At 47.9% G+C, this 17014-nt stretch carries 13 protein-coding genes; 8 read left to right on the top strand and 5 right to left on the bottom strand.

Features of this window, described 5'->3' with window-relative positions:
* Positions 1-85: 85 nt before the first annotated feature.
* Together addB and addA are read left to right on the top strand one after the other, a co-directional pair.
* Positions 86-3523 carry a helicase-exonuclease AddAB subunit AddB gene (gene addB, locus ABCW47_RS13495; protein ID WP_343210459.1) on the top strand — a complete coding sequence of 1146 codons (3438 nt, stop codon included), beginning with the start codon at positions 86-88 and terminating at the stop codon, positions 3521-3523.
* Complete coding sequence (addA, locus tag ABCW47_RS13500) at positions 3484-7164, top strand: helicase-exonuclease AddAB subunit AddA (RefSeq protein WP_343210460.1); 3681 nt, start codon at positions 3484-3486, stop codon at positions 7162-7164. Before addB ends, addA begins: the two co-directional genes overlap by 40 nt.
* Here addA and ABCW47_RS13505 read toward each other — a convergent pair.
* Positions 7153-7404, bottom strand: a complete 252-nt coding sequence (locus tag ABCW47_RS13505; protein ID WP_343210461.1) for an alpha/beta-type small acid-soluble spore protein — start codon at positions 7402-7404, stop codon at positions 7153-7155. The genes addA and ABCW47_RS13505 overlap by 12 nt on opposite strands.
* Positions 7405-7543: 139 nt before the next feature.
* Between ABCW47_RS13505 and ABCW47_RS13510 the strand changes: the two genes are divergently transcribed.
* The 4 genes from ABCW47_RS13510 to glyA all read left to right on the top strand — a co-directional run bounded on the left by ABCW47_RS13510 (position 7544) and on the right by glyA (position 11635).
* Positions 7544-8329: a class I SAM-dependent DNA methyltransferase gene (locus ABCW47_RS13510; protein WP_343210462.1), complete on the top strand. Its 786-nt coding sequence runs from the start codon at positions 7544-7546 to the stop codon at positions 8327-8329.
* Positions 8330-8447: 118 nt separating this feature from the next.
* Positions 8448-9320: an Hsp33 family molecular chaperone HslO gene (gene hslO, locus ABCW47_RS13515; protein ID WP_343210463.1), complete on the top strand. Its 873-nt coding sequence runs from the start codon at positions 8448-8450 to the stop codon at positions 9318-9320.
* A 72-nt stretch (positions 9321-9392) separates the two neighbouring features.
* Positions 9393-10298 carry a 1-phosphofructokinase gene (gene pfkB, locus ABCW47_RS13520; protein WP_343210464.1) on the top strand — a complete coding sequence of 302 codons (906 nt, stop codon included), beginning with the start codon at positions 9393-9395 and terminating at the stop codon, positions 10296-10298.
* Between the two features lie 95 nt (positions 10299-10393).
* Positions 10394-11635 carry a serine hydroxymethyltransferase gene (gene glyA, locus ABCW47_RS13525; RefSeq protein WP_343210465.1) on the top strand — a complete coding sequence of 414 codons (1242 nt, stop codon included), beginning with the start codon at positions 10394-10396 and terminating at the stop codon, positions 11633-11635.
* Between the two features lie 71 nt (positions 11636-11706).
* Here glyA and ABCW47_RS13530 read toward each other — a convergent pair whose 3' ends face one another.
* Positions 11707-12603 (bottom strand): LysR family transcriptional regulator, encoded by an 897-nt coding sequence (locus tag ABCW47_RS13530; protein WP_343210466.1) that lies wholly within the window; start codon positions 12601-12603, stop codon positions 11707-11709.
* Positions 12604-12732: 129 nt separating this feature from the next.
* On the opposite strand from ABCW47_RS13530, the gene ABCW47_RS13535 reads away from it, so the two are divergent.
* Both ABCW47_RS13535 and ABCW47_RS13540 read left to right on the top strand, forming a co-directional pair.
* Positions 12733-14097 (top strand): MATE family efflux transporter, encoded by a 1365-nt coding sequence (locus ABCW47_RS13535; RefSeq protein ID WP_343210467.1) that lies wholly within the window; start codon positions 12733-12735, stop codon positions 14095-14097.
* A gap of 103 nt (positions 14098-14200) precedes the next feature.
* A complete protein-coding gene (locus ABCW47_RS13540; RefSeq protein ID WP_343210468.1) occupies positions 14201-14587 on the top strand; it encodes a desulfoferrodoxin family protein in 387 nt (128 codons plus the stop codon).
* Between the two features lie 100 nt (positions 14588-14687).
* On the opposite strand, the gene ABCW47_RS13545 is transcribed toward ABCW47_RS13540, so the two are convergent.
* Genes ABCW47_RS13545 through ABCW47_RS13555 form a run of 3 tightly spaced genes read right to left on the bottom strand, consistent with a single transcriptional unit; the run spans position 14688 to position 16951 of the window.
* Positions 14688-15434, bottom strand: a complete 747-nt coding sequence (locus tag ABCW47_RS13545) for an ABC transporter permease (protein WP_425516090.1) — start codon at positions 15432-15434, stop codon at positions 14688-14690.
* Positions 15435-15464: 30 nt separating this feature from the next.
* The gene (locus ABCW47_RS13550; protein ID WP_343210470.1) at positions 15465-16190 is read right to left on the bottom strand and encodes an ABC transporter permease; all 726 of its coding nucleotides are present in this window, start codon (positions 16188-16190) and stop codon (positions 15465-15467) included.
* Complete coding sequence (locus tag ABCW47_RS13555) at positions 16187-16951, bottom strand: ABC transporter ATP-binding protein (protein WP_343210471.1); 765 nt, start codon at positions 16949-16951, stop codon at positions 16187-16189. The genes ABCW47_RS13550 and ABCW47_RS13555 overlap by 4 nt, the downstream gene beginning before the upstream one ends.
* Positions 16952-17014 lie beyond the last annotated feature (63 nt).

The raw sequence follows: 17014 nt of genomic DNA on the forward strand, positions 1-17014 counted from the left end.
TTTATTCGTTTTCCAAACTTACCCAAGTAATAAAAAGCCATCCTGGCGGGATCACACTTTGTTCAGGAACAAAAGAGGAAAAAGTATGTCGCTACAGTTTATTTTGGGCAGCAGCGGGGCGGGAAAGTCCTATTGTCTGCATAAAGAGATTATAGATAAATCCATGGAGAATCCGGATACTACTTATCTGATTGTTGTACCGGAACAGTTTACCCTTCAGACACAGAAGGATCTGGTCAGCCTGCATCCGAACCATGGCATCATGAATATCGATATTTTAAGCTTTGTGAGGCTGGCTTACCGGGTATTTGATGAGGCCGGGCTGTGCGGACGCCCGGTTCTTGATGATACAGGAAAAAGTATGATTCTGCGCCGTGTGGTGTCGGAGAAGGCGGGAGAACTTAAGATATTTAAGAACATAAACAAGGCCGGATTTATTGATGAACTGCAGTCGATGATTTCGGAATTTTATCAATACAGTATCAGTGACGGGGAACTTGAACAGGTCAGAGATCAGTTGGTGAATAAGCCGATGCTTAAGGGAAAACTGGATGATATTCTGGTTATCTACCGTGCGTTTCAGGATATGATGCGGGAGCGCTTTATTACCGCGGAGGAGATTCTGGACATTTTGAGTGATCTGCTGGATACCTCCGGTATGTTTAGGGACTGTGTCATTTGTCTTGACGGCTTTACTGGTTTTACTCCGTCCCAGTATAAGGTTATTGGAAAGCTGCTGCGACTCTGCAAAAAGGTTCTGGTGACGGTAACGATTGATCCCAGGGAGGATTTAAGCCGAAGTGAAGAGGAATTCCAGCTCTTTTATCTGAGCCGGAAAACGATACACAAACTGGAGAATCTGGCTGAGGAAGTGGGGGTAGCTGTGGAACCTCCGGTCTATCCGGTGAGGAGCGGTACGCCGTTTCGTTTTCGGGGGAGCAGAGCGCTGGCAGCCCTTGAGAAGAACTTGTTCCGCTTTCCGTGGCAGCGGTTTGAGGAAGAGCAGAGAGATGTTGTTATCCATATCTCCCGGACTCCTGAGGAGGAAGTGTGCTTTGCCGCACAGGAGATTACCCGTCTGGTTCGGGGAGGATACTGCAGGTACCGGGACATAGCGGTTGTAACCGGAGATCTGGAGCAGTACGGACGATTTGTAAAGAAAATATTTCCCAGGGAACAGGTTCCATTCTTTCTGGATCAGAAGGAGGGTATTCTCTCAAGCCCCCAGGTAGAGATGATTTTAGGCCTGATTGAAATACTGAAAAAAGACTTCGCCTACGAAGGTGTATTCCGATATTTAAAAACCGGGCTGGCAGGATTCAGTAGAGATGAGACAGACCGGCTGGAGAATTATGTTCTGAAATATGGGGTGAGAGGGTACCGAAGATGGAACAGATCCTGGCTTGTGACCAAAGAGGGGACACAGATTGAGGAAATCCGCAGCCGGTTTATGGAGCAGATACGCCCGTTAAGAGAAAAAATGCGCAAGAAAGGCGCTACGGTATCGGAGATGGCGGATGCGCTGCGGGAGTTTCTGGAGTTATCAGATACGATGGAGACGCTGAATCAGCACCGGGCTGATTTTGAGGAGACGGAAGAACCTCTTTCTTCCAGGGAATACGAGGCGGTCTATGAGGGGATCACGACTTTGCTTGATCAGGTGAGCGTCCTGCTTGGGGAGGACGTGATCTCTCTGGAAGACTTCGGCGGGATTTTGGAAACTGGATTTGGAGAGATTAAAATAGGGCTGATCCCATCGGTACTGGATCAGGTTGTTGTGGGAGATATCGAGAGAACAAGGCTGAAAAGTATAAAGGTCCTGATTTTTGCAGGGGTAAACGACGGTATAATACCGAAAGCATCGGGGCGAGGCGGTATTATCTCGGACATGGACAGGGAAATACTGGCAGAATACCAGCTGGAAATGGCGCCGACCAGAAGACAGGCCGCTTATACGGAACAGTTCTATTTATACCTGAATATGACCAAGCCTTCGGAAAAGCTGTATCTTACGTTCAGCCAGGTGGGAAGCGACGGAAAGTCTCTGCGCCCATCTTATTTAATTCACAAGCTGGAACAGGTTTTTACGAGGCTTACGGCCGGAGAAAGCATGGAAAAATCCGGGACGGAGGCGGCACTTGCCAGAGAGAGAGGCTTTTCTTATCTGGTAAATGGATTGAAAGAATATTCGGGAGCTGTCCCGGAGGACGATTTATGGCGGGAACTTTACGCCTGGTATATCAGAAGCGGCCGGCAGGAAGACCTGCGGCGGATGATACAGGGAGTTTTCTATAGAAATGAGGTAAAACCCCTCTCCCCAGAAGCGGTTGACCTGCTGTACGGCAACTGCCTGGAGGGCAGCGTGACAAGGCTTGAGAAATACGCGGGCTGCCCGTTTGCCCACTTTATGGCGTACGGGCTGAAATTGAATGAAAGACCGGAATATGTAGTGGAGGCGGTGGATTTTGGAAATATCCTCCATGAGTCCATTGAGCAGTTCGGCAGAAGGATAGAGGCCGAAGGCCTGAGATGGAGCGGACTTACTGATGAAGAGAGAGACAGGCTGGCGGTTGAAAGCGTCAGGGAGGTAACCGGCAGATATGAAAATCAGATTTTCTTTCAGAATCACCGGACCGCCTATCTGGCGGGGCGTATGGAACAGACAATGAAACGAACTGCCTGGGCCCTGTGTGAGCATGTTAAAAGGGGCGAATTTGCCCCGGCGGAATATGAACTGGTTTTCCGGGGAGAGGATGGGGCGCAGTATGAGCTGGAAGAAGGAAAACAGATGCGGCTGCAGGGGAAGATTGACAGGGTTGATGTGAAGGAGAGCGCGGACTCCATCCATGTGAAGATTATAGATTATAAGACCGGCAGGACTGCCTTTGATTTGTCCTCTCTTTTTCATGGGCTGCAGCTGCAGCTCGTGGTCTATATGAAACAGGCGATGGCCTATGAGAAGAAAAAACATCCGGATAAGGAAGTTGTACCGGCTGGTATCTTTTATTACCATGTGGATGACCCGATTGTGGAGACAAATGGAGAAGCGCCGGGGGAGGACGCGCTGCTTAAGGAAGTCAGGATGAGCGGGCTGGCAAACGGCAGCGAGGAGGTGATCCTCGAGATGGACCGCACGCTGGCAGCGGAGGATGGAACCGGTGTAAAGGCATCGGCAAAGTCACTGCTGTTTCCGGTGGAAACTGACCGAAGCGGTAAGATCGGGAAGCGGTCTCATGTGGCAGATTCGGAGACTTTTCAAGATATCGTGCGATTTGCTGACCGTAAGGTAAAGGAACTGGGAGAATCCATCATGGAGGGAAAAGCAGATATCTCTCCATACCAGTATAATGGAAGAACAGCCTGTGATTACTGTCCTTACCGGAGTGTCTGCGGCTTTGACAGAAAGAGCGGAAAGAATCGGTACCGGACGCTTAAGAAGGCAGATATGGAAGAAATGAAGAAAAAAATGGAGGAGGCAAAGGGATGGGAGAAATCCAATGGACCAGAGAACAGCGTCAGGTAATTGATCTGAGAAACCGGAATATACTGGTTTCTGCAGCTGCCGGTTCCGGCAAAACCGCCGTGCTGGTGGAGCGGATTATTGCCATGATTATGGATGAAGCGCACCCTGTTGATATTGACCGCCTCCTGGTAGTAACGTTTACGAATGCCGCGGCAGCACAGATGAAGGAGAGAATCGGAGCGGCTCTGGAAAAAAAGATCGCCGAAGATCCGGAAAATGTACATTTGCAGAAGCAGCTGACTCTCTTAAACAGTGCAATGATCACCACGATACACAGCTTCTGCCTGGATGTGATACGGAATCATTTCAACGAGATTGATCTGGAACCAGGATTTCGGGTGGCACAGGAGAGTGAGCTGACCCTGCTCAAATCGGATGTGCTGGGAGAACTGCTGGAAGAGTGGTATGAGGAAGAAAGGGAAGATTTTAAAAAACTGACGGACTGTTATTCCACCGCCCGGAGCGATATGGGAATCGAAAATATGATTTTGAATCTGCATCACTTTTCCCTCAGTTATCCCTGGCCGCAGGAGTGGCTTGAGGAAAACCGGAATATATTCGGGATGTCAAAAAAAGAGCAGGTTCTTAAGTCTCCCTGGATGAAGGCACTGATGCAGTATCTGAATGTTCAGATCATGGATCTGCTGCAGATGAACGAAGAGGCCCTTGCAGTCTGCCGGGAGGATGGAGGACCGTATATGTATGAGCCAGCCCTGCTGGCGGATGGACTCTTTCTGGACAGGCTGAATTGCTGTACATCCTATCCGGAGTATGCAGAGTGCTTTCAGGGACATTCCGGGTGGGACCGGCTTTCTTCCAAGAGGGATGGAACCGTTCTGGCAGATAAAAAGGAAACAGTAAAGCTGATAAGGGATGACATAAAGAAAACATTGTCGGGGATGCTGAAGGATTTCTTTTTCAGGGACTTTGACGGGATGTGTGAGGATCTGGCCAAATTGTCGGAACCCATGGCAGCGCTGATTGATATTACAGAAGAACTGCACCTGAGATACCGTCAGGCCAAGGCGGAGCGGAATCTGGTAGACTTTAACGATCTGGAGCATTTTGCTCTGGATGTTTTAATAAAACATGACGGAGAGAATCAGATTACACCGGCTGCACAAGAGTACCGGGAACGATTTGAAGAAATTCTGATTGATGAGTACCAGGACAGCAACTTTGTCCAGGATATCATTCTGCACGCTATCTCCAGAGAAATGGCGGGAACCCCGAATGAATTCATGGTGGGTGATGTGAAGCAGAGCATTTATAAATTCCGTCTTGCCCGTCCGGAATTATTTATGGATAAATACAGTTCCTATTCTGCAGATGACAGTCTGTACCAGAGAATTGACCTGCACCATAATTTTCGAAGCAGAAAGGATGCGGTTCTGGAACCGGTAAATTTTATGTTCCGGCAGATTATGACGAAAGAGCTGGGAGGAATCATCTATGATGATGCCAATGCCCTTTATCAGGGCGGAAGCTTTCCAGAAACCGATCTGATTCATTCGGAAAATATGGAGCTTATCCTGGTAAACGCCGGGGAAGAGGAGTCAGAAGAAGCGGAAGAGAGTTCTGCAAGAGAGCGGGAGGCCAGGGCGATTGCCGCCCGTATCCGGGAACTTACCGACCCTGAAACCGGCATGCGGATTCTGGATGGCGATACAGGAGAATATCGTCCGGCAGTGCCGGGTGACATTGTGATTTTGCTCCGGACCATGTCAGGCTGGAGCGATATCTTCAGCGAGACGCTGACGGCAGAGGGAATCGGGGCCTTTGCAGATACACAGACCGGGTATTTTTCCGCATCGGAAGTACAGACGGCTCTGGCCCTGCTGAAAGTAATTGATAACCCCAGACAGGATATTCCGCTGGCGGCGGTGCTGCGCTCCTTTATCGGCGGATTTTCTGCGGAAGAACTGGCAAGGATACGAAGCCTCGGAGGGATGCAGAAAGATTTCTATGAAGCGCTTTTAAGTTATGGAAAGAGCGGCAAGGATTTACTGGCGGAAAAAGCCCTTGGATTTCTGGAAACTCTGGAAAACCTTCGCTGTCAGGCAGCCTATTTAAGTGTGTATGACCTGCTGGTGCTGGCGCTGGAGAAAACAGGATATCAGAGATATGTGCTGGCCCTTCCGGGGGGAGAAAAGAGGAAAGAAAATCTTAACATGCTCCTGAGCCAGGCGGTGGATTTTGAAAATACCGGGTACAGAGGCCTGTTTTCTTTTAACCGGTATATGGAAAAGATACAAAAATACGAGATTGATTACGGGGAAGCCAATTTAACAGGGGAGAATCCGGACACGGTAAGGATCATGAGTATCCATAAGAGCAAGGGCCTGGAATTTCCGATTGTTTTTCTGGCGGGTATCTCGAAGAAATTTAATCAGAGTGATGCGGCCGGAAGCCTGGTGATTCATCCGGACCTGGGCCTGGGCCCGGATTATGTTGATCCGGAAAAACGTTTAAAGGTTCCCACGCTTGCGAAGAGAATCATGCAGAAGAAAATCGTTCTGGATAATCTGGGTGAGGAACTGAGGGTTCTGTATGTAGCCATGACCAGGGCCAAGGAAAAATTGATATTAACCGGAGCCGCAGAAGTGCCGGCACTGGAGGCAAAGTTAAAGAAATGGGCTTTCCTGAGGGGGAGAAATCAGGTACAGATTTCATTTCATAGTCTGACCGGCTGCAGCTCCTATCTGGACTACATTCTGGCCGCACTTATGAGGCATAAAAGCATGGACACCCTGTTCGAACTATGCGGTATGCCGGCAGATGGAGGTTATCTTCCGGAGGCAGAGCAATGTCCGGTTGTGGTCCGGTTTATGGAGTGCGGGGAACTGGCAGGCCAGGAAGCAGGAGAGTGGGTCCGGCAGCAGATGAAGAAAGAAGAACTGCTAAACTTCGATTCTGACCGTGTGTACGACAGCAGGCTGCGCAAAGAGATAGAGACCTATTTCTCCTGGCAGTACCGGTTTGAGAGAGAAGCGAAACTCCCGGTCAAATTAAGCGTGTCGGAACTGAAAAAGGCGGGGATGTTTACGGATGAGGAAGAAAGTCTTATCCTGTTTCCTCCAAAGAAAGAGAATCAGATGGACCGGAATCCGCAAGAACCCGGAGGCGCTGCCCTTGGCACGGTTTATCATAAGATTATGGAGTGCCTGGATTTTGAACGTACAGATACAGCGGATCAGATCAGAGGGCAGATTGAGGAACTGGTGAAGGCAGGAAAACTGAATCCGGAAGATCTGGCCGATGTGAAAATAGACCGTCTGGAACATTTCTTTGGCACCTCTCTGGGAAAAAGAATGCGGTTTGCGGCATCCCCGGAGATTGGCGGTCTTTACCGGGAGCAGCCTTTTGTTATCGGCATACCGGCGGAAGCGGTATATCCGGAAGTGGAAAGCACGGAAGAGATTCTGATTCAGGGAATTATAGATGCGTTTTTCAGAGAAGAGGATGAACTTGTACTGGTGGATTATAAAACCGACCGGGTTTATGAAAGGGAAAGCCTGGTGAAACGGTATCATATCCAGCTGGATTATTATGCACAGGCGATCAGCCGTCTGACCGGAAAAAAAGTGAAAGAAAAATGGATTTATTCTTTCACTTTAGGAGAAGAGATATTACTTGACTGAGAGGTGGGAAATAGCTTCCTCTTTGCTTTTTTTCAGTGCCTCGGCTGCTTCTTTTGCCAGGGCTTTTTTGCGGGCGGCCAGTATTCCGCCTACGCGTCCGCTCTCTTTCGCAGACAGGCTTTTCCAGCCTGTAGCCAGTACTTTGTCCAGCAGGCCCAGTTCTGTGGCAATCTCATATTTTAACTGTTCCTCTGGTTTGATTTCCGAAAGTTTAATAGGTTTATCTTTCTTTTTTGACATGGGAACAACGACCTTTCCTCATAATTTATGTAAAGTATTTCCAACGGAATTGCAAACTATACATGCCCGTGGTAAAATGCAGATAACGGCCTGATGTCATTTGACCAGGTTTACGGCTGACAGGAGGGACAGTTTAACTATGAACGAATATACAAGTTTTGCGGAAGTTTACGATCTGTTCATGGACAATGTCCCCTATCAGGAGTGGGGAAAATATCTGGCCGGCCTGCTGCGTCAGTATGGAGTAAGGGACGGCCTGGTGGCGGAGCTTGGCTGCGGAACCGGGAGTATGACAATGGAGCTTGCGGCAGCCGGGTTTGATATGATCGGTATAGACAACTCGGAAGAGATGCTGGCGATAGCCAGAGGCAAGATGGGAGAAGGGGATTCCATTTTATATCTTTTGCAGGATATGAGGTCCTTTGAACTCTACGGCACGGTGAACGCTTTTGTCAGTGTCTGTGACAGCCTGAATTATATTATAGATGAAAGTGATCTTCTGTCTGTGTTCCGTCTGGTCAATAATTATCTGGAACGGGACGGGATTTTTATTTTTGATTTGAATACTCCTTATAAATATGAGGAAATGCTGGGAGAGAAAACCTTTGCCGAAAACCGGGAGGATTCCAGCTTTATCTGGGAAAATTATTATGACAGGGAAGATAAGATTAATGAATATGATCTGACCCTGTTTATCCGGGAGGGAGAGCTGTTCCGTAAATACGAGGAAGTGCACTGCCAGAGGGCCTGGGAGCTTGACGAGGTCAGAGACCTTCTCGGCCGGGCGGGTATGCATTTTGTCCGCGCATATGATGCGTTTACCTCGGAAGAGCCCAATGACAGCTCAGAGCGGATCTATGTGGTGGCCAGGGAAGGCCGGCAGGCAGGAAAGACGTACAATGACCAAAACCTGGATGGTAACTGATGTATTTATCATGCAAAGCATGACGTGCGGCTCGCAGCAAGTACGCCGAGGCGTACTTAAATTTAATCGGCAAATTAAGTTGGAGCCGGAGACTTTTTGATACGATATGGGGGTAAAGATGAGTGATTATATAGTGAGGGCCAGTGCTGCGAATGCACAGATCAGGGCCTTTGCAGCGACAACCAGGGACCTGGTGGAAGATGCCAGGATGGCACATAATACCAGCCCGGTAGCCACGGCTGCCCTGGGACGGCTTCTGACGGCAGGGGCGATGATGGGAAGCATGATGAAGGGGGAAAAAGACCTTCTGACACTCCAGATTCAATGCAGCGGGCCGATCGGTGGGCTGATGGTAACAGCAGATTCTAAGGCCAATGTGAAAGGCTATGTGCATAATCCCCAGGTTATGCTTCCGCCCAATGCCAAGGGGAAGCTGGATGTGGGAGGCGCGCTGGATCTGGGTGTGCTGAGTGTAATAAAGGATATGGGTTTAAAGGAACCTTATGTGGGACAGACACAGCTGGTATCCGGGGAAATTGCGGAGGATCTGACTTATTATTTTGCCACTTCCGAGCAGGTGCCTTCGTCCGTGGCTCTGGGGGTCCTGATGAATAAGGATAATACGGTCCGCAGAGCAGGCGGATTTATCATACAGCTGCTGCCTTTTGCAGACGAAGAGGTAATCAGCGGGCTGGAAGCCGGTATCGGCAGGCTTGATTCTATTACCGGGCTGCTGGACCGGGAAATGACGCCGGAAGAGATACTTAAAGAGCTTCTGGGAGAATTCGGGCTGGAGATTACAGACCGGGTTCCGGCACAGTTTTCCTGTAACTGCAGTAAACAGAGAGTATCTAAGGCGATTGCCAGCATAGCTAAAAAAGATCTTACAGAAATGATTCGGGATGGGAAGCCGATTGAGGTGAACTGTCATTTCTGCAATAAAAATTATACATTTGAAGTGGACGAACTGAAAGAATTTCTGAGAAAATAAAAGTACGCAAGCGCTTAAAAGAGCACGCAAGCTCTTAAAAGAGTGCGCAGGCGCTTCAGAATGGAGGAAACGATGATTTATACGGTTACCTTTAATCCGTCACTGGATTATAATGTGGGGGTCAAAGATTTTCAGCTGGGGGAACTGCACCGTACCACCTTTGAGCAGATGCTTCTGGGAGGAAAAGGAATCAATGTATCGGTAGTACTGAAAAATCTGGGTATTGACAGTGTGATGCTGGGATTCCTGGCCGGTTTTACCGGGGAGGAGATTGAGCGGAGAGCAAAGTCATATGGCTGCGGGACCGATTTTATCCATTTAAAGGAAGGACTTTCCCGGATCAATGTGAAAATCAAGACAGAGACAGAGTCGGAGATCAACGGACAGGGTCCGGATATTCCGGAGCAGCAAGTGGAGGAGATGTTTGAGAAGCTGGATAAGCTTACAGTGGGGGATACTCTGATCTTATCAGGCAGCATACCAAATACACTGCCGTCAGATGTTTACGAGAAGATACTGGAACGGCTCTCCGGACGCGGTATCCGGTTTGTGGTGGACGCCACTAAGGATCTGCTGTGCAATGTACTCAAGTATAAACCATTTTTAATCAAGCCTAATAATCACGAGCTGGCAGAGATTTTCCATGCTGAAATTAAGGACAAAGAGGATGTCGTGATTTACGGCAGAAAAATGCAGGAGATGGGGGCACAGAATGTGCTTGTATCCATGGCCGGGGACGGTGCTGTGCTGATATCAGCATCTGGTAACGTCTATAAGAGCGAAGCGCCGAAAGGCAAGCTGGTCAATTCGGTTGGAGCAGGTGATTCTATGGTCGCAGGCTTTATCGCAGGCTATGAGCAGAGCGGAGGGAATGAGGAGGCAGCATTTAAGATGGGCCTTTCGGCGGGCAGCGCCAGCGCGTTCTCACCAAACCTGGCTACCCAAGAGCAAGTTATGGCTATTTATGAGAAGCTATAAGCCTGCCTGTAATATATTTGTATAGCTACTTAAAGCTTGAACTTTAATAAGATCATGTTATAATTAATATAAAATAACCTAGGAGGTCAACAGCCATGTATTCTTATGATGAGATCGTAAAAGCAGATCCTGAGGTGGCAGCAGCGATTCAGGATGAGATTAACAGACAGGAAAGCCATATTGAGCTGATTGCATCTGAAAACTTTGTCAGCGAGGCAGTTATGGCAGCAATGGGAAGTCCGCTGACCAACAAATATGCGGAAGGTTATCCGGCCAAGAGATATTACGGCGGCTGTGAGTGTGTGGATGTAGTCGAGAATATGGCTATTGAGCGTGCAAAGAAACTGTTCGGCTGTACGTATGCCAATGTTCAGCCCCATTCAGGCGCCCAGGCCAACATGGCTGTGGAATTTGCACTGGTAAAGCCTGGTGAGACGATTCTTGGCATGAATCTGGCCCACGGAGGCCATCTGACACACGGAAGCCCGGTCAATTTCTCCGGAACCTATTTTAACATTGTGCCTTATGGAGTAAATGATGAGGGATATATCGACTATGATGAGGTGCACCGTCTGGCTGTGGAGAATAAACCTAAATTAATTATCGCTGGTGCCAGCGCTTATGCTAGAACCATTGACTTCAAGAGATTCCGTGAAATTGCAGATGAGGTTGGAGCTTATCTGATGGCGGATATGGCCCATATTGCCGGTCTGGTAGCAGTAGGACTTCATCCAAGCCCGATCCCATATGCACATGTAACCACAACGACAACCCACAAGACACTGCGCGGCCCAAGAGGCGGTATGATCCTGTCCAGCGCTGAGTTTGCGGAGGAACATAAATTAAATAAATCTATCTTCCCGGGAACACAGGGCGGTCCTCTGATGCATGTGATTGCAGCGAAAGCGGTCTCATTCAAAGAGGCTCTGGAGCCTGGATTTAAGGATTATCAGCAGAGAATCCTGGATAATGCGGATGCTTTGGCTAAAGGACTTTTAAGTCATGGATTTAATCTGGTTTCCGGAGGAACGGATAACCATCTGATTCTGGTTGATCTGCAGAACAAAGGCGTAACCGGTAAGGATGCGGAGAAGCTTCTGGATGCGGCTAATATTACCTGCAATAAAAATGCGGTTCCCAATGATCCGGCATCTCCGTTTGTAACAAGCGGTATCCGCTTAGGTACACCGGCTGTTACGACTCGCGGTATGAATACGGATGATATGGCGGTTATCGCGGACGCTATCGCCATGCTGATTGAGGATGTGGACGCCAATAAGGCGAAAGCGATGGAGCTGGTGAAGAGCCTGACTGATAAATATCCGCTGCATAAATAGAAACAAGACGTTGAGATAAATACGTTTCATAATCGAGCAGGAGGGAGTGGTTAACTCCCTCCTGCTCGATTTTAGATGTTTGAATCTTCCCGAAGCATATTCTGCAGTTCCCTGGCAGCCACGCCAAATCCCCGCTTGGTATCATAGACCATGCAGATGGAGCGTTCCGGTATGGATTCATTTAATGGAATCTGAAATACCTGCTTTTCTTCTATCGCCCTTCTGGCAAAGTCCAGAGGCAGAAAGCCAATGCCAAGATTATTCAGAATCATAGGCAGGACCAGGTCTGCGGTTGCCACCTCTATATCAGGCTCCAGGGCCAGACCATGCTCCAGATAAAACCGTTCATAAAATTCCCGGGTGGTGGTATTTTTATCCAGGCAGATCAGAGAGTGGGAGGATAATTCTTTCAGTGCGTGTTTTGCTTTGGAATATTCCTGATACCGGGCGCCGCCCGCCAGAATGTTCTGAAACGATTTTAAATGGATACTCTGAAAGGGGGCGGAAACAGGAGCCGGCGTGGCCACCACTGCGAAATCAACCTGGCCCTTTCTGAGGGCAGTTATAGCCTGGGGCGTATTATAATTGTATACTTTCAGTCTGACATTGGGATAATTTTCATGAAACAGACGGAGCTTGTCAAGCAGATAAAGATGCAGAGCGGTTTCACTGGCTCCGATGGAAACAGTCCCGCTTTTAAGACTGATGGAGCCGGAGAGTTCTTCCTCACCTGTCTGGAGCTGTTCAAAGGCTATTGCAACATGAGAGTAAAGCTGTTCCCCCTCTGCAGTCAGGGAAACTCCTTTATTAGAGCGGATAAAAAGCTGACAGCCGAGCTCATGCTCCATATTTTTTATAACACGGGTTACGTTGGGCTGATTGCTGAGAAGGGCGGAGGCAGCCTGTGTTAAATTCCGGTATTTTGCAACGTAGTAAAAGATTCTGTAGTATTCAAAATTGATAGCCAATTCCTGGTTTCTCCTATCATATCAAAATTGTATTTCAACTATATTAACTATATATTTTTCATATCCTATAAGGCAGAGTATAATACACAAGGATTCAAAATTCAAGGAGAGCGGGAGAGAGATAAGGATATGAATAAAGATTTGACTGTTGGAGAACCTCAGAAGGTACTGTGGAAGTTTTGTCTTCCTCTGTTTGGAAGCATCATTTTCCAGCAGCTTTATAACATTGCGGACAGCCTTGTTGCCGGCAAATTTGTCGGGGAAAATGCTCTGGCAGCGGTAGGAAACAGTTACGAAATCACGCTGATTTTTATTGCTTTTGCGTTCGGCTGCAATATCGGATGTTCTGTTGTTGTATCCCGGCTGTTCGGAGCCAGGGATTTTAAGGATATGAAGACAGCCGTATATACCACCTTGATTTCCAGCGCAGTCCTGTGTGCATTCTTAATGTTGATGGGAATGGTATTCTGCAGGAATCTGCTGCATCTGATTAATACACCCGGGGAAGTTATGGCGGATTCTCTTCTCTATCTGAAAATTTATATTCTGGGCCTGCCCTTTTTGTTCTTTTACAATGTGGCGACGGGAATATTCTCCGCACTGGGAGACTCCAGGACTCCATTCCTTTTTCTTGCAGCCTCTTCTTTAACCAATATAGCAGTGGATATCTGGTTTGTCACCGCGTTTAAGATGGGTGTGGCCGGTGTGGCATGGGCAACCTTCATCTGCCAGGGGATAAGCTGCGTACTGGCAATATGGATTGTACTGCGCCGCATCAGAAGGGTGGAGACAGCCGGCCGCATAAAGAAGTTTTCCTGGCGGATCTTAAGCAAAATAGCGGTAATAGCAGTCCCGAGTATCATTCAGCAAAGCTTTATCTCCGTCGGCAACATCATCATTCAGGGTGTCATCAACAGCTTTGGCACCAGCGTGATGGCAGGTTATTCTGCAGCAGTAAAATTAAATAATCTGGTTATCACCTCCCTCACCACACTGGGCAACGGTATGTCCAATTTTACAGCACAAAATATTGGCGCGGGTAAGCTTACACGTGTGAAGGAAGGATTTCGTGCCGGGCTGAAACTGGTCTGGCTGATCTGCCTGCCGCTGGTTCTTTTATATTTCTTTGCGGGGCGGTACCTGCTCTATCTGTTCATGGACGATGTCAGCAGTGCGGCGATCCATACCGGGATTCAGTTCCTGAGAATATTATCTCCGTTCTATTTTGTGGTATCAGCTAAACTGGTGGCGGACGGCATACTGAGGGGAGCTGGACTGATGAAAAAATTTATGATGGCTACGTTTGTTGACCTTGGCCTGAGAGTGGGGCTTGCCATTGTTCTGTCCGGCGTATGGGGTCCGGCAGGAATCTGGTCCGCATGGCCTATTGGCTGGGCGGTGGCTATGGTGATGTCTGTGATGTTCTACCGGAGCGGACCGTGGAAGCACGCAAAAAAGGAAACAGCAGCGGTCACGGTCAGCAGTGCGTCATAACGGTTTTTCAGACGGGCAGAGGCACTTATCAGAGCAGGAAGTGTATAGAAATATCCGGGAATCTCCATACTGATAAGGAAGATTGATCAGAAAGGAGAAACCTATGAAGCCTGTATTTTTATATTGCAAAGAATGTGACACAATGGTCGAAGTGATCTATGGCACACATATTCATAGAATATGTGACTGCGGAAAACCACTGGAAGAAATGGTTCCCAATACAACAGAGGGAGCTGCCGAAAAGCATCTTCCTGTTGTGGAGCACAATGGAAACGAGATCAAAGTAAATGTGGGCAGCGTCCTGCACCCCATGTCGGAAGAGCACAGCATCAGCTGGGTTTATCTGGAGACAGAGCTGGGATGCCAGCGATATCATTTTACACCGGATGCAGAACCGATTGCCGTGTTCTCTGTCGTACCGGGAGATAAACCGGTTGCCGTCTATGCCTACTGCAATCTGCATGGGCTCTGGATGACAGAAGTAAACTAACGAAGCAGCACGCCGTATATTCGTACAGAACGAATATACGGCGTTTTTGCTCACCAGTTTTCAATAAAAGGAAGGAAGCCAGCTGCCAGGAGTATTGGATTTACCGCATTTCCTTTTTTCCAAATCCGACAGCTGATAATATAAGGGCAATACCAAAAATCAAAATCGCGCAGGGAAGAAACGGGAAAAAACGAAATATACTGTCTGTACCGCCGGATGTGAATTCATGCAGGGAACAGGATACAAGATATCCGCTGTAACAGTAAGGATATAAAAACCAGTAAGGGGTGGCTCCGGCCAGAAGACCAGGAATGACAAGCAGCAGGTTCAGGCCAACGGAAATGAGCGGCTTCTCAAACAGTACTGTAAGTCCCCACATGACAGCGGTGCAGGGAAGCATAGTAAGGAACAGTCCGGCACACCATTTTAACAGATAGAACAGAGGCAATGCCTCTGTAATGCCGGAGGTAAAGACTGCTGCCTGGCCGGCTATAGCGAAGACGATAAAAAAGACAGCTAATTCAATGAACAGATAACATATCAGTACGCAGAACTTGGCCAGAGCCAGTGCCTGACGGCTGACGGGCAGGGCCAGCATTTTCATGATCCCGTTATTCTGAGTTTCTCTGCCTGCTATCATCACGCAGACTACAATCATGCTGAATGGAAGAAGGTAATAGGCAAAGAGCAGCGCGCTCTGAATAAACATGGCGGGCCATGCATTTGTGTACTCCGGTGTAAAGTATTGACTTAAATTTGCAATTCCTGAGATTACAACCAGCAATGGCCCGGCTATAATCAGAGGAAGGATTTTAGAGCGTCGTACTTTTATAAACTCTATTTTCATTAATTCTGGAAAACACACGATAATCCCTCCCTATTCATAATGCAGTTTATGGGTCAGCCAAAGACCCAGACCGAGAAACAGAAATGTCTCAAATAACGAAAGAACGCTGATGGTTAAATCCGGCTGAGCACTCATTGCAACGGCGGGTTTTAACATTAATACAAATGGGCTGACCAGGAAGAATCCTGATTTTGCGGTGGACAGAACCATCCCGCTCAGGAAGCCGGCAACGCCTATGCCGAGAGAAACCCACATGTTTTTGTACCGGGAAGAAACCAACAGCATAAATGACAGCACCGGCATGGCAGTCAGGAACGAATAAAAAGCAAATTGAAAGAGGGTTCCGGCTTCAAATGTACCTGGAGGAAGCTCGGTAATGCCGATCTGGATCAGAGCCAGATTTTGAAGGGTAACTGCGATGAAAAGCGAGATTGTTAACAGGATAAATTTGCATAGATACACGCCAGACACACTGACAGGGAGCATGTATATTTTTTTAATGGCGTTTTCTTTAAATTCCATGTTATAACTCATGCAGGAAGCTATTATGATTCCGAACATATTTAAGATCATAATCACGCCATAGAGCTGGGTCAGTAATACATCCATTGGAGCCAGCGGTAAATGGAGTAATGTATCCTTGCGGACAAGAAAGTTAGCAAAGGCATATGCGGCACCTATAATTCCTGGAATGAGAAGAGTGGGAATTACACCCGTCCGTTTTACTTTTTTAATTTCTATGGCTAAAGTATTCATAACTGTGCCCTCTGTTTTCTGGCTTTATTATCGTTCTCCACCATAGCAAGAAACATATCTTCCAAGTTGTCGGCGGAAAATCCGGCCTTCAGGGCATTTTGACGAAGCTCGTTCCTGCTTCCCTCAAACAGCAGACGTCCGTGGTTCAGGATACCGATATCATCGGCCATCTGTTCAATTTCTGACAGCATATGGGATGAAATCAGTACCGTACAATCATATAAAACGGGCAGTGATTTTATTAATTTACGAATCTCGTGAATACCGGAAGGGTCTAAGCCATTGGTGGGCTCATCTAAAATAAGAATAGAAGGCCTGCCGATCAGAGCGCCTGCAAGACCAAGGCGCTGTTTCATGCCCAGCGAATATTTTTTTGCAGGACGGCCGCTGAACTCGGAAAGCCCAACCAGATCCAGAGCATCCTCCACTGAACTTTTCGGCAGACCTAGAATACGGCGGATTATGTCAAGATTCTCATAGCCGGTAAGATTAGAATAAAAGGAAGGTGATTCAATAAATGAACCGATGTCCTTCAAAATAGTAAGCCTATCCTGGGGAAAGTGCCTGCCGTCGATTGAAAATTCCCCGCTTGTGGGTGAGGTCAGTCCCAGCAGTATTTTCATAGCAGTGGACTTGCCTGCGCCATTGGGGCCTAGAAATCCATAAATACTTCCTCGTCGGATATGGATAGATACACCATTCACGGCGGTAAAGCTCTTGTATTTTTTAGTCAGCTGGTGGGTTGTAATAATGTAATCCATAGAAGCATCTCCTTTCACTGCTTCTATACTACAGCATTAACCTGACATCTCCCTTCCGGCAAC

The sequence above is a fragment of the Anaerolentibacter hominis genome (assembly GCF_032380675.1).
GTDB classification, from domain to species: Bacteria; Bacillota; Clostridia; order Lachnospirales; family Lachnospiraceae; genus Anaerolentibacter; species Anaerolentibacter hominis.